Genomic DNA, 16,032 nt, shown 5'->3' on the forward strand with positions numbered 1-16,032 from the left:
CTTGTCAGGCGGGCTTCTCCGAACCCACCAGCCACATCGAGAAGTACTGGGAGCCGCCGCCGTAGGCGTGGCCGAGCGCGCGGCGGGCGCCGTCCACCTGGTAGTCGCCGGCCCGGCCCATGACCTGCTTCGCCGCCTCGGAGAAGCGCAGCATGCCCGACGCGCCGATCGGGTTCGACGACAGCACTCCGCCGGACGGGTTGCACGGCAGCCGGCCGCCGATCGCCGTCTCGCCCTTCTCGGTGACTTTCCAGCCTTCGCCTTCGGGCGCGAAGCCCAGGTTCTCCAGCCACATCGGCTCGAACCACGAGAACGGCACGTAGATCTCCGCGACGTCCACTTCGGACATCGGGTCGGTGATCCCCGCCTCGGCCCACAGCGCGGCCGCGGCTTCACGCCCGGCCCGGGGGTTCACCTGGTCGCGGCCGGCGAACGTGGTCGGCTCGGTGCGCATCGCCGTCGCGTGGATCCAGGCCGCGCCGCCCTCGACGGCGTCCCCGGCGGCCTCGTCGCCGAGCACCATCGCGCACGCGCCGTCGGACGACGGGCACGTCTCGTCGTAGCGGATCGGGTCCCACAGCATCTGCGACGCCCGCACCGACTCGACGGTGATGTCCGGCTGCCGCAGGTGCGCGAACGGATTCAACGCGCCGTTGCGCCGGTCCTTCGCCGCGACGATCGCGCCGACGTGCTCGGGCGCGCCCGAGCGGCGGATGTAGGACCGCACGTGCGGCGCGAAGTAGCCGCCCGCGCCGGCGCCGACCGGCATCTGGAACGGCGGCAGGATCGACAGGCCCCACATCGCGTTCGACTCGGACTGCTTCTCGTACGCCACGGTCAGCACCCGGCGGTGCACGCCCGCCTGGATGAGCGACGCCGCCACCAGCGCGGTCGATCCGCCGACCGAGCCGGCGGTGTGCACGCGCAGCAGCGGCTTCCCGGTCGCGCCGAGGGAGTCGGCGAGGAACAGCTCGGGCATCATCACGCCCTCGAACAGGTCCGGCGCCTTGCCCAGCACGACGGCGTCGATGTCGGCCCACTCCACCTGGGCGTCGGTCATCGCGCGGTCGATCGCCTCGCGCAGCAGGCCCGGCATCGAGACGTCCTGCCGCTTGGCGCGGTGGTGCGTCTGGCCGGTGCCGAGCACGGCGGTGAGCTGCTTGGTCATCGGGCCTCCAGCACGGTCACCAGGTTCTGTTGCAGGGCTGGGCCGCTCGTCGCGTGCGCCACGGCCTTGCGGGATTCGCCGCGGTGGATGCGGATCGCCGCTTCGCCGATCCGCGCGAGCCCGGCGGAGAACATCGGGTTGGCGGCCAGCGCCCCGCCGGAGGGGTTGATCTGCACGCCGTCGCCGAGCCCGAGCGCGGTCCGCAGGATGAGCTCCTGGTGCGTGAAGGGCGCGTGCAGCTCGGCGAGGTCGACGCCGTCGAGGTCCAGCGCCTTGGCAGCCGCCTCGGTGGACGGGCTTCGCGTCAGGTCTCGCGCACCCAGCACGGGGGAGTCGACGCGATGCTCGATGCCAGTGATCACCGCCGGCCGATCGACGATCGCCCTCGCCCGTTCCACAGTGGACAGGACGATGACGGCGGCGCCGTCGGTGATCGGCGCGATGTCGTGCCGGCGCAACGGATCGGCGTAGTACGGTGTGTCGAGCAGGTCCGCGACGTCCTTGCCCGTCCCGCGGGCGGCGACCTCGGCGAGGTCCTTTTCGGACCAGATCCCGGCCTCCAGGCCCAGGCGTGCCTGGATCCCGGCGATGGAGATCGAGTCCGGCCACAGCGGCGTGACGACGTACGGGTCGAGCTGCAGGGCGAGCACCCGGCGCAGCTGCCCGGCGCTGGACTTGCCGAAGCCGTAGACGAGCGCGGTCTCGACCTCGCCCATCTTGATCTTCAGCCAGGCCTCGTACAGTGCCCAGGCGGCGTCCATCTCGACGTGCGATTCGTGGATCGGCGGGAACGCGCCGATCGCGTCGACGGCGGCGATGAAGGAGAACGCGCGGCCGGCCAGGTAGTCCGACGAGCCGGAGCACCAGAACCCGATGTCCTGTTTGGACAGGCCGGTCTGCTTGAAGACCTCGGCGAAGATCGGGACGAGCATCTCCACGCCGTTGGTGGTACCCGGTGTTTCGCGGACGTTGGGGGCCTTCGCGAAGCCCGCGATCGCGACGTCTGGCATCAGGACCTCACAGGTGGTGGGCGAAGGTTTCGTAAGCCGCGTCCGGCTCGCCGGTCGGCTCGAAGTGGCTGATGTTCTCCAGCGACGTCCACCACTGATCGCGCGGCTTCCACGCGGCGCGCACGCGCATGCCCATCCTGACCTCTTCGGCGGCGCAGCCCAGCACGAGGTGGAGGAAGGCGATGTCGGCGCCGTCGAGCAGGATGTAGGCGGCGACGTACGGCGGCTTGAGCCGCTGGCCGAGGAACGGGACGTTGACGATGCAGAACGTGGTGACGATGCCGGTGTCGGGCAGCTCGACCTCTTCGGTGGTCGGCACGCCGTCGGTCGGGCACGCGCCACGCGGCGGGATGTAGACCTTCCCGCAGGCGGGGCAGCGCTGGCCGATCATCTTGCCCTCGGCGAGCCCGCGCAGGTAGGTGCTCTCCTCGGGCGACGCCGAGTGCAGGTACTTGAGGTGCACCGGCGTGATGACGACGCTGACCGGCGCGCCTTCCTCGCGTTCGGCGACCGGGGGAGCGGCCTCGGTGGGAGTGGTGTCCGCGGCGTCCACGGGCAGGAAGTAGGCGATGTCGCGGATGTGCCCGACGACCTCGTCGGCCCACCGCACGCGCACCCGCAGTCCACTGTGGATGTTCTCGGGCGAGCCGGCGTCGACGGCGTGCAGCATCGGGGTGTCGGCGCCGTCGAGCCTGACGAGCGCCCAGGCGAAGGGCCGGCTCAGCGGCTGCCCGTCGAGGGGTTCGGGGCACCACGACCACGAGACGACCGTGCCTTCGGTGGCGACCGGGACGAACTCGGAGAGCTGCTCGGCGGTCACCGGGTCGTACTCGACCGGCGGGACGTGCACGCGCCCGTCGCTGCCCCGGATGCCTTCGATGCGGTGGTCACGCAGCGCGTTGACGAATCGCCCGAGGACGGGCCCGGTCGAGCGGGTGTAGTCGAAGCCGACGTTCAGCGGTGCCGCAAGCGGTGTCTCGGTCACGTCCATGAGTGAAACACGTTCTCGTTCTGCCGACAAGATTCCTCCGCGCGCTGGATCCAGTAAGAAAGGAACGCGTTCTCAGTCAGCGACCTTTGAAGTCCGGCTTCCGCTTCTCGCTGAACGCCCGCGGCCCCTCCTTGGCATCCTCCGACGCGAAGACCTCGATCCCGTACTGCGAGTCCAGCTTGAAGGCCTCTTCCTCGTGCAATCCCTCGGTGTCGCGGATCGTCCGGAGGATGGCCCGCACGGCCAGTGGCCCGTTCGCGTTGATCAGCGCGGCCAGCTCCAGGGCCTTCGACAGCGCCGTTCCGTCCGGGACCACGTGCCCGATCAACCCGATGGCCAGGGCTTCCGAAGCGGACAGATGACGTCCGGTCAGCAGGATGTCCGCCGCCACCGTGTACGGGATCTGACGCGGCAGCCGCACCGCCGACCCACCCATCGGGAACAGTCCCCAGCGCGCCTCCGACACCCCGAAGCGCGCCGAAGAGCCCGCCACCCGGATGTCCGTGCCCTGGAGGATCTCGGTCCCGCCCGCGATCGCCGGGCCTTCGACCGCCGCGATCAGCGGTTTCGTGAGGCGGCGGCCCTTCAGCAGCCCGGGGATGCGCGCCGGGTCGAACTTGCCCGACGCGAACGACTCCGACGGCGAATTGCGGGACATCGACTTCAGGTCCGCGCCCGCGCAGAACGCGCCGCCCGCGCCGGTGAGGACGCAGCTGCGGATCGAGTCGTCGGAATCCACCCGGTCCCAGGCCTCGACCATGATCGACATCATCTCGCCGGTGATCGCGTTGCGCGCCTCGGGCCGGTTCATCGTGACGACGAGGGTCTGCCCCTCCTGTGTCACCAGCGCGTGCGGTTCACCCACGGAAGACCTCCTGAAGGAGCAGTGCCATTGCCCGGAACGATAACATGTTCTACTTTGAGGGCGTGGCACTCAACATCGCGGATCTTCTGGAGCACGCCGTCGACGCCGTGCCGGAGCGCGTCGCGGTCGTGTGCGGTGACCGGCAAGTCACCTTCGCCGAACTGGAGGCGCGGGCCAACCGGCTCGCCCACCACCTCGCCGCACACGGCGTGGGACGCGGATCCCACATCGGGGTCTACTCCCGCAACTCGATCGAGGCCTTGGAGGCGATGATCGCGGCGTACAAGCTGCGCGCGATCGCCGTCAACGTCAACTACCGGTACGTGCACGGCGAACTCGTCTACCTCTTCAACGACGCCGAGATCGTCGCGCTCGTGCACCAGCGCAGCTACGCCGACAAGGTTGCCGCGGCGCTGCCCGAAGCGCCGAAACTGAAACACGTTGTCGTGATCGACGACGGCGAAGAAGGCGACTACGAGCGCTACGGCGGCGTCGACTACGAAACGGCGCTCGCCGGGCAGTCCCCCGAGCGCGATTTCGGCGAGCGCTCCGGCGACGACCTCTACATCCTCTACACCGGCGGCACCACGGGCTACCCGAAGGGCGTGCTCTGGCGGCAGGAGGACGTCTGGCGCGCGCTCGGCGGCGGGATCAACTTCGTCACCGGCGAGTACGTCCCGGACGAGTGGACGCTCGCCGAGCAGGGCAAGGCCGGGAGCCTGAGCCGGCTGCCCTGCGCGCCCCTGATCCACGGCGCCGCGCAGTGGGCCGCGTTCGGCGCGCTGTTCACCGGCAGCCCGGTGATCTTCGTGCCGCGCTTCGACCCGCACGAGATCTGGAAGGCCGTGCAGAAGCACAAGGTCCAGGTCCTCACGATCGTCGGTGACGCGATGGCCCGGCCGCTCATCGAGGCCTATTACGAGGGTGGCTACGACGCTTCGTCGATCGTCGCGGTGTCGAGCCACGCCGCGCTGTTCTCGCAGTCGGTGAAACAGCAGTTCGTCGAGCTCGTGCCGCCCCACGCGCTGGTCACCGACGCGATCGGCGCGTCGGAGAGCGGCTTCACCGGGATCGGCGCGGTGGCCAAGGGCGCCGACCACAGCGCCGGCCCGCGGGTGAACTTCGGCCAGGACGCCGTCCTGCTCGACGAAGACGGCAACATCGTCGAGAAGAAGCCGGGCGCGACCGGGCTGATCGGCCGCCGCGGGCACGTCCCGCTCGGCTACTACAACGATCCCGAGAAGAGCAAGAAGATCTTCGTCGAGGTCGACGGCGTCCGCTACGTCGTGCCGGGCGACTACGCCCGCTACGAGGAGGACGGCACCGTCACGCTGCTCGGCCGCGGCTCGCAGTGCGTCAACACCGGCGGCGAGAAGGTCTACCCGGAGGAGGTCGAAGGGGCGCTCAAGTCGCACCCCGACGTCTTCGACGCGCTCGTCATCGGCGTCCCGGACGAGCGGCTCGGCCAGCGCGTCGCCGCCGTCGTCCAGCTCCGCGAGGGCGCCGAGACGAACCTCGACGCGCTCGAAGAGCACGTCCGCGGCGAGATCGCCGGGTACAAGGTGCCGCGCACGATCTGGCTGGCCGGCGAGATCGGCCGGTCGCCCAGCGGCAAGCCGGACTACCCGTGGGCCCAGCGCTACGCCGCCGAGCACGAACCGGCCACGGCCCAGCCCGTCTGAGGAGGACAGAGAGAGTGCGGACACCCCTGTGCGACCGGCTCGGCATCGACCTGCCGATCATCGGGTTCACCCCGTCGGAGCACGTCGCCGCGGCGCTCAGCCGCGCCGGCGGGCTCGGCGTGCTCGGCTGCGTGCGGTTCAACGACGCCGCCGAGCTCGACCGGGTGCTCACCTGGATGGACGAGAACACCGGCGGGAAACCGTACGGCGTCGACATCGTCATGCCGGCGAAGGTGCCCGCCGAGGGCACGCAGGTCGACCTGGCGAAGCTGATCCCGGACGGCCACCGCGCGTTCGTCGACCGCGTGCTGAAGGACCTGTCGGTGCCGCCCCTGCCGGACGACACCGACGAGCGCGCGGGGGTGCTCGGCTGGCTGCACTCGGTCGCCCGATCGCACGTCGAGGTCGCGCTGAACCACCCGATCAAGCTGATCGCCAACGCGCTCGGCTCGCCGCCGGCGGACGTGATCGGCCAGTGCCACGAGCGCGGCGTTCCGGTGGCGGCGCTCGCCGGCAAGGCCGAGCACGCGGTCCGGCACGTCGAGAACGGCGTCGACTTCGTGGTGGCGCAGGGGTACGAAGCCGGCGGGCACACCGGCGAGATCGCGTCCATGGTGCTGGTGCCGGAGATCGTCGACGCCGTCGACGTGCCGGTGCTCGCCGCGGGCGGAATCGGGTCCGGCCGCCAGGTGGCCGCGGCGCTCGCGCTCGGCGCGTCCGGCGTCTGGATGGGCTCGACGTGGCTCACCACCGAGGAGTACCTGCAGACCATGGCGACGTCGGGGGCGATCCAGCAGGCGCTCGTCGCGGCGTCGTCGTCCGACACCGTGCGGACGCGGATCTACACCGGCAAGCCGGCCCGGCTGCTCAAGACCCGCTGGACCGAGGCGTGGGCCGCGCCCGACGCGCCCGAGCCGTTGCCGATGCCGCTGCAGAACCTGCTGGTTTCCCCGGCCCACAACCGGATCCACGCGACGAACGACCCGGGCCTGGTGTCGATGCCGGTCGGCCAGATCGTCGGCCGGATGAACGCGGTCCGCCCGGTCGCCGACGTCGTCGCGGACCTGGTGAGCGGCTACGAAGAAGCGTTGTCCCGCTTGGACAAGACCCGCTGAACGCGCAGGAAGGGGCCCCGCCGCGGCGGGGCCCCTTCTTCGTGCGTGAAGCGGTTACAGCGTGGCGGCCGCCGAGGCGATCTTCGACGCGAACGTGCTCACCTCGGTGTAGACACCGGGGGCGTGCGGCCGGGCGCAGCCGTCACCCCAGGAGACGATGCCGACCTGGATCCAGGCGTTGTTGTTGTCCCGGCGGAACATCGGGCCGCCGGAGTCGCCCTGGCAGGTGTCGACGCCACCCGCGCTCAGGTTGCCCGCGCAGATTTCGGCGCTCGGGATGAGATCGGGGTAGCTGCCGCCCTGCGCGGCGCAGGTCGAGTCGGAGACGAACGGAACGGTCGCCTTGAGCAGGTAGCGCTGCTGCGCGCCGCCTTCGGTCGCCGCGCCCCAGCCGGCCACGGTGAACGTGCCCGAGTTGTACGTGGTGGTCGTCGCGATCGGCAGGGTCGACAGGCCGGTCACCGGGCTGGCCAGCTTGATCAGCGCCCAGTCGCCGCCGGTCGAGGTGCCGTACGTCGGCGACCGGTAGACGTAGGTCGACTTGATCTTCTGCGCGCTGGTGCTCTGCAGGTCGACGACGCCGACGGTCGCGGTGATCGAGGTGTTGGCGCCGGTCCGGCTGACGCAGTGCGCCGCGGTCAGCACGATCTGCTTGGTGTAGAGCGACCCGCCACAGCCCATGGAAAGCCGGACCATGAAGGGGAATTCGCCCTGGGCCGCCCGGGTCCCGCCCACCACGTTGGTGGACGGCGGCTGGGCGGCGGTGGCGATCGCCGGGGTGGCGAACGACGCGGCCGCGGCGACCGCGGCGAGTGTGGTGGTGGCGTTTCTGAGCAGGGTGAACCAGCGCTTGGGGGCCAAGGGGATCAATCCTTCCAGTGTCCACAGTGGAAGTGGTTGCCGTCAGCGGCCCCATGACTACATCAGGTGCTCTCAGACCGGGACAACCGACTTTCTTCGGATCTTTCGGGCGGTTGGGTGATTTCTGACCGGCGGTGCGACGAACGCCGTAGGCCGAACCGACCAGCAAGCCGGCCGGCGTGAATTCACCGGGGCTTTTTCGGCTTTGGTGTTTCGGCCGTGTTACGTGCCACGGCGAAGGCGTCGGCTGACGAGCTGTCACATTCCGCGCGGCGTCCTCGTCCCTCCCACGACCAACCGAACAGAGAGGAACGAAATGAACGTCGCACTGTGGGCAGGACAGGTTCTGCTGGCCGCGATCTTCGCCGTGTCGGGCGCGCTCAAGTCGACGATGTCCCAGCAGCGGATGCTCGAAACCGGCCAGACCGGGGCGGCGGCGTACCCGCTGCCCGTGGTCCGGTTCGCCGCGATCTGCGAGCTCCTCGCCGCGGTGGGCCTGATCCTGCCGCTGCTGCTGGGCGTCGCCCCGGCACTGACCGGCTGGGCGGCGGTCGGGCTGGCCGTGGTGATGGTGGGGGCGATGGCGATGCACGGCAGGCTGGCGATCGTGCAGCACAAGGCGGCCGAGTGGCGGAACGTCGGGGTCAACGTGGCGCTCCTGGCGGTCTGCGTCTTCGTCGCCGCGGGACGTCTCTGAGGCTGCCGATGCAACCCCGCGCGCGTTCACTCCGTCTCGCGGGTATGCGTACCACGGTGAAACTGCTGGGCGCGGGCCTGCTGCTGGTCACGGCGACGGCCTGCGCGGCGAATTCCGGCGCCGGGGCCCCGGCGGGCGGCAGCACGGCGCCCGAGCCGGCCCCGACGTCGGCGAGCGTGCCGGGCACGGTCACGCCCACGCTCGGCCCGCCGCCGTCGCAGACGGTCGGGCGGCCGACGCAGGGCATCGCGCCGGGCGACGACGTCGTCGCCGAGTCGCAGATCGACGCCCGCCTGCTGCCCGAGGGCTACCCGCGCACGCTCACCCGCAGCCTCGACGGGCAGACCCTGGTCCTGCAGGCCGAGGAGGGCGGCTGCCGCCGCATCTCGGCGCGCGTCGGCGAGCAGACCGCGCAGCAGGTGGTCGTCCTGGTCGCGGTGGGGACGGCGCCCAAGGGCCAGATGTGCCCGGACTACATCAAGGAGATCAAGATCTCGCTCGCTCTCGCGGCGCCGCTCGGGACGCGCACGGTCGTCCTCCGCCAGGGCTGACCACCACGAACGCTGGGAGGGCCGCCCCGGGATGCCCGCGGGTGGCCCTCCCAGACCATTCCCCGGTGCAACCTCCCGGCGCCTCCGTTCCGTCCTGGGGACATGAGGTACTCAGCGAAGGTGGTCGGGACAGGCGCGCTCCTGCTGATGGTGACGGCCTGCGCCGGCCAGGACATGCCCACCAACCAGCCACTGGGATCGACCGGCAGCGTGTCGGTGCCCGCGCCGGCGTCGCCGTCGCCGTCACCGAGTGAGTCGGTGCTGCCGGCGCCGCCCGAGGCCAACCCGCCGGGCAAGCCGCGGCTGACCGTGCCCGAGGGCAGCACGCCGGTCCCGGCGGACAAGATCGACGCCACCGCGCTGCCCGCCGGCTTCCCGCGCGAGGTGTGGACGGCCAACGGCGGCACCGTCCTCAACATCCGCGCCCAGGAAGGCGGCTGCGGCCACGCGCTCGGCGAAGCGGCCGAGCAGGCGGGCGACCGCGTCGTCGTCAACCTGAGCGAGACGAAGGCCCAGACCAACCAGATGTGCACGATGGACATCCGGTACCCGGTCATCTCGGTCACCCTGGCCGCACCGCTCGACCAGCGCACGGTGGTGCTGAAGACCGTGCCGCCGAAGTAGCACGTCTCTTGCCGCGGCCCCCCGGGGAAGCGCCCCGGGGGCCGCGTGCTGTCCGCAGTGGACCATGGGCGGCCGCTGGTCCGGACCACACGGGGCCCGTGGTCCGCTTTGTCGAAGTTGTCGAAAATTGTCAGTGCTCCCGCTGAACCGCCGTCGTGACCGGGCCGTGTCCCGGGTGAGGTGGCGATCAGAGAGGAGGGGCCCATGCCCCGGTTGAGCAGTGGCCGGCACCGCAAGCAGGCGACCGTCGGATTGGCCGCGTTGCTGGGCGTCGCCGGAATCACCGCGACCGCCATCGCGCTGAGCAGTCCCGCGGGCAACGCGGCCGAAGCGCCCAAGGAGAACTGCGGGGGACTCGACACCGCCCTGCAGAACAACCTGAACTTCATCGCGGGCCAGCAGGCGAACCCGGACGCGCAGTCGGCCGCGCGGATCGCCAACCGCCAGGCGGTGGTGGACCTGATCCAGCAGCGACGGCAGGTGGCGGGCTGCACGGCGAACGTCGTGGCGGACACCGGCCAAGCCGCAGCGGCGCCGGGGAACTCCGGGAACGCGCCGGGCAAGGCGCAGGCGCCCGGGCAGCAGAACCAGGAGCAGCCGGCCGCCGGTGGCGCGGTGGGCGAGGTCGTGTGTCCCGGTTCGACCGTGACGCTCTCCGGCGAGGCCGGCGCCCCGGCCGCGTCGAGCAACCAGTTCCCGGCCGGGACGAAGCTGAAGGTGACCAACCTCGACAACTCGAAGTCGACGACAGTCGAGGTGACGTCGGTGTCGGGCAGCTGCACGCTGCTCAACAACGCGGCTTTCGAACAGGTCCGGGAGCCCGGCAAGTTCCTCATCCGGCGCGCGCGGATCGAGCGCGTCGGCTGAGGCAACGGAAAAGGGGGACACCGGCGGCGGGCCGGTGTCCCCCTTTTCCTTGCGTGCTAACGGAAGCTGATCTGTAGCACCGGATCGCCGGTGCTGGCGAAGAAGTCGTTGCCCTTGTCGTCGATGACGATGAACGCCGGGAAGTCCTCGACCTCGATCTTCCAGACGGCTTCCATGCCGAGCTCGGCGTACTCGAGGACGTCGACCTTCTTGATGCAGTCCTGCGCGAGCCGCGCCGCCGGGCCGCCGATGGAGCCGAGGTAGAAGCCGCCGTGCGCCTGGCACGCGTTCGTCACCTGCTTCGAGCGGTTCCCCTTGGCCAGCATGACGAGCGAGCCGCCGGCGGCCTGGAACTGCTCGACGTAGGAGTCCATCCGCCCGGCCGTGGTCGGGCCGAACGAACCGGACGCGTAGCCCTCGGGCGTCTTCGCCGGGCCCGCGTAGTAGACCGGGTGGTTCTTGAGGTAGTCCGGCATCTCCTCGCCGGCGTCGAGGCGCTCGGCGATCTTGGCGTGCGCGATGTCCCGCGCGACGACCAGCGGCCCGGTGAGCGAGAGCCGCGTCTTGACCGGCAGCTGCGAGAGCTGCGCGCGGATCTCGGCCATCGGCCGGTTGAGGTCGACGGCGACGACGTCGTCGGAGAGGTCTTCCTCGGTGACGTCGGGCAGGAAGCGGGCGGGGTCGCGCTCGAGCTGTTCGATGAACACGCCGTCGGCGGTGATCTTGGCCTTGGCCTGCCGGTCGGCGGAGCAGGAGACGGCGACGCCGACGGGGCAGCTGGCGCCGTGGCGGGGGAGCCGGATGACGCGGACGTCGTGGCAGAAGTACTTCCCGCCGAACTGCGCGCCGATGCCGAACTGCCGGGTCATCTCCAGGACCTGCTGCTCGAGGCCGGTGTCGCGGAAGGCGTGACCCAGTTCGGAGCCTTCGGTCGGCAGGTTGTCGAGGTAGCGGGCGGAGGCGAGCTTCGCGACCTTGAGGTTGAACTCCGCGGACATCCCGCCGACGACGATGGCGAGGTGGTAGGGCGGGCAGGCGGCGGTGCCGAGGCTGCGCAGCTTCTCGTCGAGGAAGCGCGCGAGCCGCTTCGGGTTCAGGACGGCCTTGGTTTCCTGGTAGAGGAAGGTCTTGTTGGCGCTGCCGCCACCCTTGGCCATGAAGAGGAACTCGTAGGCCGGGTCGTCCTGCCCGTCCTTGTGGTACAGCTCGATCTGCGCGGGCAGGTTCGTGCCGGTGTTGCGCTCGTCCCAGAAGTTCACCGGCGCCATCTGCGAGTACCGCAGGTTCAGCTGCTGGTAGGCGTCGAAGATGCCCTGCGAGAGCGCCCGCTCGTCGTCACCGCCGGTGAGCACGCCTTCGCCACGCTTCCCGATGACGATGGCGGTGCCGGTGTCCTGGCACATGGGCAGCACGCCCCCGGCGGAGATGGCGGCGTTGCGCAGCAGGTCCATCGCGACGAACCGGTCGTTGCCGCTCGCCTCGGGATCGTCGACGATGGCCCGCAGCTGCCGCAGGTGTGACGTGCGCAACAGGTGCTGGATGTCGGTGATGGCGGTGCGGGCGAGCGTGGTGAGCGCCTGCGGGTCGACCTTCAGGAACTTCCGCCCGGCGGCTTCGACGGTCTCGACGCCCTCGTCGGTGACCAGCCGGTATTCGGTGGTGGTGTCCTTGCCCAGCGGGAGGACTTCGGTGTGCTGAAACGTGGTGGACGGCACTGCCAGGCTCCTTTGCCAGCTCCGGGATCGGTCCACCTTATGCGGCGGTAATGGGTACGCCGAAGAGGCATGCGGTCACTGTGGGCCACCCCACGCACGCCCTCTGAGTGGCCCAGTGGGCCCGCCACCCCGAAGCCCGATTGTCACTACGGACGGTGGTACCGCGTCAAGGCGGGAAAGCGTGCCTTGACCCGGCACCACCGTCCGCGTGCTGGCTTCGGATCGGGGTGGTGGGGAGGGCTGGGTGGTCGGCCTGTGCGCCGACCGTCCCGGTACGCGACCCGACCGTCCGGGCACGCGACTCGGCCTTCCGGGTACGCGACTCGGCCGTCCGAGTGAGCTGGGGAAGCTGGTCGGGAGGCCGGGTCCACCCCGACGGACCCGACCTCCCGGGGAAAGCTCCCGGGTGCGTGCACACCCGGTTGCGAGGCCTGCGCCGGCACTTCGAGGCTGTCGTGACGCAGGTCATAAGTCAACGCCGCCGAACGGGTGCTGGCTGAGGGTTGCTACCCATGATCGGCTGGGGTGAAACCCGGCTTTCGCGGAAAATTCCCGCTCCGCGCCGAATGCCTGGTCAGCGCGGTGGGGAAATGACCGAGGGCGGGCGCACATCGTGCACCCGCCCTCGAACGAGAGGTGATCAGCTGGCGTACGCGCGGAGGCGGTCCGCGCGCTCGCCCTGGCGCAGCTTCGACATGACCTCGCGCTCGATCTGGCGGACGCGCTCGCGGGACAGCCCGAAGTGCTTGCCGATCTGGTCGAGCGTGCGCGGCTGGCCGTCGTCGAGGCCGTAGCGCAGGCGGATCACGTGCTGCTCGCGGTCGTCCAGCGTCGCCAACACCCGGCGCAGGTCGTCCTGGAGCAGGCCCGAGATCACGGCGCTCTCCGCGTCGGTCGCCTCGGAGTCCTCGATGAAGTCGCCCAGTGGGGCGTCCTCCTCCGTGCCGACCGGCATGTCCAGGCTTACCGGGTCACGCGAGTGGTCGAGCAGGTCCGAGATCTTGTGCGCCGGGATGCCCGACTCGGCCGACAGCTCCTCGTGCGTGGCGTCACGCCCGAGCTGCTGGTGCAGGTCGCGCTTGATGCGGGCCAGCTTGTTCACCTGTTCCACCAGGTGGACCGGCAGCCGGATCGTGCGGCCCTGGTCGGCCATGCCCCGGGTGATCGCCTGCCGGATCCACCAAGTGGCGTACGTCGAGAACTTGAACCCCTTGGAGTAGTCGAACTTCTCCACCGCGCGGATGAGACCCAGGTTCCCCTCCTGGATCAGGTCGAGCAGCGGCATCCCCCGGCCGGTGTAGCGCTTGGCCAGCGAGACCACCAGGCGGAGGTTCGCCTCCAGCAGGTGGTTCTTCGCCACGTGGCCGTCGCGGACCAGCGCGGCCAGCTCGGTGCGGCGCTTCGCCGTGAGGTTCTCGGCCGTGTCCAGCATGTGCTGGGCGAACACGCCGGCTTCGATCCGCTTGGCCAGCTCGACCTCGTCGGCCGCGGACAGCAGCGCCGTCTTGCCGATGCCGTTGAGGTAGACGCGGACGAGGTCGGCGGCGGGGCTCTGGGCGTCGAGGTCGGCGTCGGTGAGCGTCCCCACGCCCATCGCCGGCTCCTCGGTCGTCTGAGCCGGGATGCGCTCGCGAATCCCGCGCGACTCGCGTTCGAGAGTCTGGACTGACATTCTGCCTCCCCGGTCACGGGCTGAACGTGCTGCTGCGGTCGTCCACCGGGTGCGTACCCGCGGACCGGGGCCTGTGGATCCCGGTTCGCCGGTCCGGCCGGCTTGGCTGGACATCTGGCACAACGCTCCGGGTTCCCAAAACGTTCCCGGTCCGTCATAGAAGAAGACGGATGCCGGGGCGATCCGGTTGCTGGACCAATGCTGAACTTTTGCTGAGAACGTTCCGTGACCGGGAAACCTGAGAATCCCATATGAATCCGGCGGGAAACTGAACCGGACCCCGATGGTCTAAACCTCTACGACAACCGTGAACGGACCGTCGTTCACGCTGGAGACCGCCATCATCGCGCCGAACCGGCCGGTCGCCACGGTGGCGCCGCGGCCGCGCAGCTCGGCCACGACGGCGTCCACCAACGGCTCGGCGACCTCCGGCCGGGCCGCCTGCGTCCACGACGGCCGGCGCCCTTTCTTCGTGTCGCCGTAGAGCGTGAACTGGCTCACCACGAGCAGTGGCGCATTCGCCGTGGCGCATGATTCCTCGTCGCGCAACAGCCGCAGTTCGTGCAGTTTGCGCGCCATCGTGGCGGCCTTCGCGGCGTCGTCGTCGACGTGGATTCCCAGCAGCACAAGCAAACCCGGCTCGTCGATCGCGCCGACGACGGCGCCCTCGACCGTCACGTCCGCCCGCGTGACGCGGGCCGCGACCGCCCTCACCGGTCCGCCGGGACGAGCATGCCGTGCCGGACGAGCTCGCGGACGACGGGCAGCGCGGCGGCCGCCAGCTCCTCGGCCGAGAGGCCCTGCGCGGCCGCCAGCAGCTCGATCAGGTCCGCCAGCGGCAGCGCGCCGCGGCAGCCCGCCAGCAGCCGCGTCGCCAGCTCGTCGACCTCGTGCTGCCAGCCCGGCCCGTCGGTGCGGTGCAGCCGCCGGATGGTCGTCGCCCAGCCTTCGTCGCCGGGTTCGCTGACGCTTTCGAGCAAAACCGTGTCGGGGACCACAAAGCGGACATCGAGCAAGGAATCACCCGATTCGCGCAGCCATTCCACGCGGTCCAGCCAGCCCGCCGCTTCCGGGCCCAGCGGGTCGTCGTAGGCCTGGCGGAGGTCCTCGCACACGACGGTCGGTGTCCGCCCGGACGCCCGCCGCAGCGTGACGAACCCGAAGCCGATGCCCCGGACGTCGTTCGCGGCGAACCAGTCGAGCCACGCCGCCGCCTTCGCGCGGCCCTCCGGTGAGCGCGGGTCGAGACCCGCGTCCCGCAGCCACGTGCCGACGTAGAGCGCCGGATCGGCGACGTCGCGTTGCACGAACCAGGCGTCGGTCTCGGCGGGCAGCCAGCGGCTCACCCGATCGGCCCAGTCCTCCTTCCCGGTGTGCAACCAGGAGGCGAGCAGGTGGCCGGTGCCGCCGTCGTTGAGGAAGCCGGGCAGCTGCCGCACGACCAGCGCGCTCGCGTCGTCGCCGGCGAGCCCGGAGTCGCGGTAGGTGTAGTCGACGCGCGCCGGGCCGACCACGAACGGCGGATTGCACACGACCTGGTCGAACTTCCGCCGCGCGACCGGCGCGAACCACTCGCCGCGGACGAGCTCGACGTCCAGCTCGTTCAGCCGGAAGGTCGCCGCGGCCAGGGCGAGGGCCCGCGCGGAGACGTCGGTCGCGGTGACGCGCTGGGCGTGCCGGGTCGCGTGCAGTGCCTGGACGCCGTTGCCGGTGCCCAGGTCGAGCAGGGTGCCGACCGGGCGGCGGCTGGTGGCGCGGATCAGCGAGAGCGACGCGTGGCCGACGCCGAGCACGTGGTCCTCGGGCACGGTGTGGCCCAGCAGGTCGGCGTCGAGGTCGGAGACGACCCACCAGGAGCTTTCCTCGTCGCCGTGCGGCCGGATGTCGAGGGCGGCGCGGTAGCCGTCGGTCACCTCGCCGAGGATCCCGGCGGCCACGGCGTCTTCCGGGGAAAGGGGCGCGAAGGCGGCCTTGACGGCGGTCTCCGGCTCGGTGCCGCCCAGCAGGAACAGCCGGATCAGCGTGCCGAGGTCGCCCGCGTCCCGGCTGGCGCGCTCGGCGGGCACCGGTTCGCCGCGGCCCAGCGCCGCGTGCGCGGCCCCGCCGAGGGCGGCCACCACGCCGTCGGCGTCGTAGGCGGTGCGCCGGAAGGCCTCGCGCAGCCGCGCGCAGACGTCGTCGGACAGGTCGGGCAATCCACTTCGCGTGCTCACG

General features: G+C 70.9%; 15 protein-coding genes. 6 read left to right on the forward strand and 9 right to left on the reverse strand.

The window, feature by feature from the left end; translation table 11 throughout:
• Positions 1-4 precede the first annotated feature (4 nt).
• The 4 genes from I4Q55_RS27025 to I4Q55_RS27040 all read right to left on the reverse strand — a co-directional run bounded on the left by I4Q55_RS27025 (position 5) and on the right by I4Q55_RS27040 (position 4,034).
• Complete coding sequence (locus tag I4Q55_RS27025; RefSeq protein WP_206791501.1) at positions 5-1,168, reverse strand: thiolase domain-containing protein; 1,164 nt, start codon at positions 1,166-1,168, stop codon at positions 5-7.
• Positions 1,165-2,178, reverse strand: a complete 1,014-nt coding sequence (locus I4Q55_RS27030; protein ID WP_206791503.1) for a thiolase domain-containing protein — start codon at positions 2,176-2,178, stop codon at positions 1,165-1,167. Before I4Q55_RS27030 ends, I4Q55_RS27025 begins: the two co-directional genes overlap by 4 nt.
• A gap of 7 nt (positions 2,179-2,185) precedes the next feature.
• Positions 2,186-3,169, reverse strand: coding sequence for a Zn-ribbon domain-containing OB-fold protein (locus I4Q55_RS27035; RefSeq protein ID WP_206791505.1), 984 nt, complete (start codon positions 3,167-3,169; stop codon positions 2,186-2,188).
• Positions 3,170-3,245: 76 nt separating this feature from the next.
• Positions 3,246-4,034 (reverse strand): crotonase/enoyl-CoA hydratase family protein, encoded by a 789-nt coding sequence (locus tag I4Q55_RS27040; RefSeq protein ID WP_206791507.1) that lies wholly within the window; start codon positions 4,032-4,034, stop codon positions 3,246-3,248.
• Positions 4,035-4,096: 62 nt separating this feature from the next.
• Between I4Q55_RS27040 and I4Q55_RS27045 the strand changes: the two genes are divergently transcribed.
• Positions 4,097-5,716 carry an acyl-CoA synthetase gene (locus I4Q55_RS27045; RefSeq protein WP_206791509.1) on the forward strand — a complete coding sequence of 540 codons (1,620 nt, stop codon included), beginning with the start codon at positions 4,097-4,099 and terminating at the stop codon, positions 5,714-5,716.
• 14 nt (positions 5,717-5,730) lie between these two features.
• Complete coding sequence (locus I4Q55_RS27050) at positions 5,731-6,831, forward strand: nitronate monooxygenase family protein (RefSeq protein ID WP_206791511.1); 1,101 nt, start codon at positions 5,731-5,733, stop codon at positions 6,829-6,831.
• Positions 6,832-6,885: 54 nt separating this feature from the next.
• Here the strand turns inward: I4Q55_RS27050 and I4Q55_RS27055 are convergent, their stop codons facing one another.
• The gene (locus I4Q55_RS27055) at positions 6,886-7,692 is read right to left on the reverse strand and encodes a trypsin-like serine protease (protein ID WP_206791512.1); all 807 of its coding nucleotides are present in this window, start codon (positions 7,690-7,692) and stop codon (positions 6,886-6,888) included.
• A gap of 316 nt (positions 7,693-8,008) precedes the next feature.
• Here I4Q55_RS27055 and I4Q55_RS27060 point away from each other — a divergent pair, with 316 nt between their 5' ends.
• The 4 genes from I4Q55_RS27060 to I4Q55_RS27075 all read left to right on the forward strand — a co-directional run bounded on the left by I4Q55_RS27060 (position 8,009) and on the right by I4Q55_RS27075 (position 10,431).
• Positions 8,009-8,389: a DoxX family protein gene (locus I4Q55_RS27060; protein WP_206791514.1), complete on the forward strand. Its 381-nt coding sequence runs from the start codon at positions 8,009-8,011 to the stop codon at positions 8,387-8,389.
• A 44-nt stretch (positions 8,390-8,433) separates the two neighbouring features.
• Positions 8,434-8,940: a hypothetical protein gene (locus tag I4Q55_RS27065; RefSeq protein ID WP_242546809.1), complete on the forward strand. Its 507-nt coding sequence runs from the start codon at positions 8,434-8,436 to the stop codon at positions 8,938-8,940.
• A 102-nt stretch (positions 8,941-9,042) separates the two neighbouring features.
• Entirely contained in the window at positions 9,043-9,564 is a 522-nt protein-coding gene (locus tag I4Q55_RS27070) for a hypothetical protein (RefSeq protein ID WP_242546810.1), read from the forward strand.
• A 204-nt stretch (positions 9,565-9,768) separates the two neighbouring features.
• Positions 9,769-10,431, forward strand: coding sequence for a hypothetical protein (locus I4Q55_RS27075; RefSeq protein WP_206791516.1), 663 nt, complete (start codon positions 9,769-9,771; stop codon positions 10,429-10,431).
• Between the two features lie 56 nt (positions 10,432-10,487).
• Here I4Q55_RS27075 and I4Q55_RS27080 read toward each other — a convergent pair whose 3' ends face one another.
• The 4 genes from I4Q55_RS27080 to I4Q55_RS27095 all read right to left on the reverse strand — a co-directional run bounded on the left by I4Q55_RS27080 (position 10,488) and on the right by I4Q55_RS27095 (position 16,031).
• On the reverse strand, positions 10,488-12,146 hold the full coding sequence (locus tag I4Q55_RS27080; protein ID WP_206791518.1) for a fumarate hydratase: 1,659 nt from the start codon (positions 12,144-12,146) through the stop codon (positions 10,488-10,490).
• A 640-nt stretch (positions 12,147-12,786) separates the two neighbouring features.
• Positions 12,787-13,818 (reverse strand): sigma-70 family RNA polymerase sigma factor, encoded by a 1,032-nt coding sequence (locus I4Q55_RS27085; RefSeq protein WP_277991974.1) that lies wholly within the window; start codon positions 13,816-13,818, stop codon positions 12,787-12,789.
• Between the two features lie 288 nt (positions 13,819-14,106).
• Positions 14,107-14,532 carry a D-aminoacyl-tRNA deacylase gene (gene dtd, locus I4Q55_RS27090; protein ID WP_206791520.1) on the reverse strand — a complete coding sequence of 142 codons (426 nt, stop codon included), beginning with the start codon at positions 14,530-14,532 and terminating at the stop codon, positions 14,107-14,109.
• A complete protein-coding gene (locus I4Q55_RS27095; protein ID WP_206791521.1) occupies positions 14,529-16,031 on the reverse strand; it encodes a methyltransferase in 1,503 nt (500 codons plus the stop codon). Before I4Q55_RS27095 ends, dtd begins: the two co-directional genes overlap by 4 nt.
• Position 16,032: the final 1 nt, after the last annotated feature.

Source organism: Amycolatopsis sp. MtRt-6, assembly GCF_017308975.1.
Taxonomy (GTDB): Bacteria; Actinomycetota; Actinomycetes; order Mycobacteriales; family Pseudonocardiaceae; genus Amycolatopsis.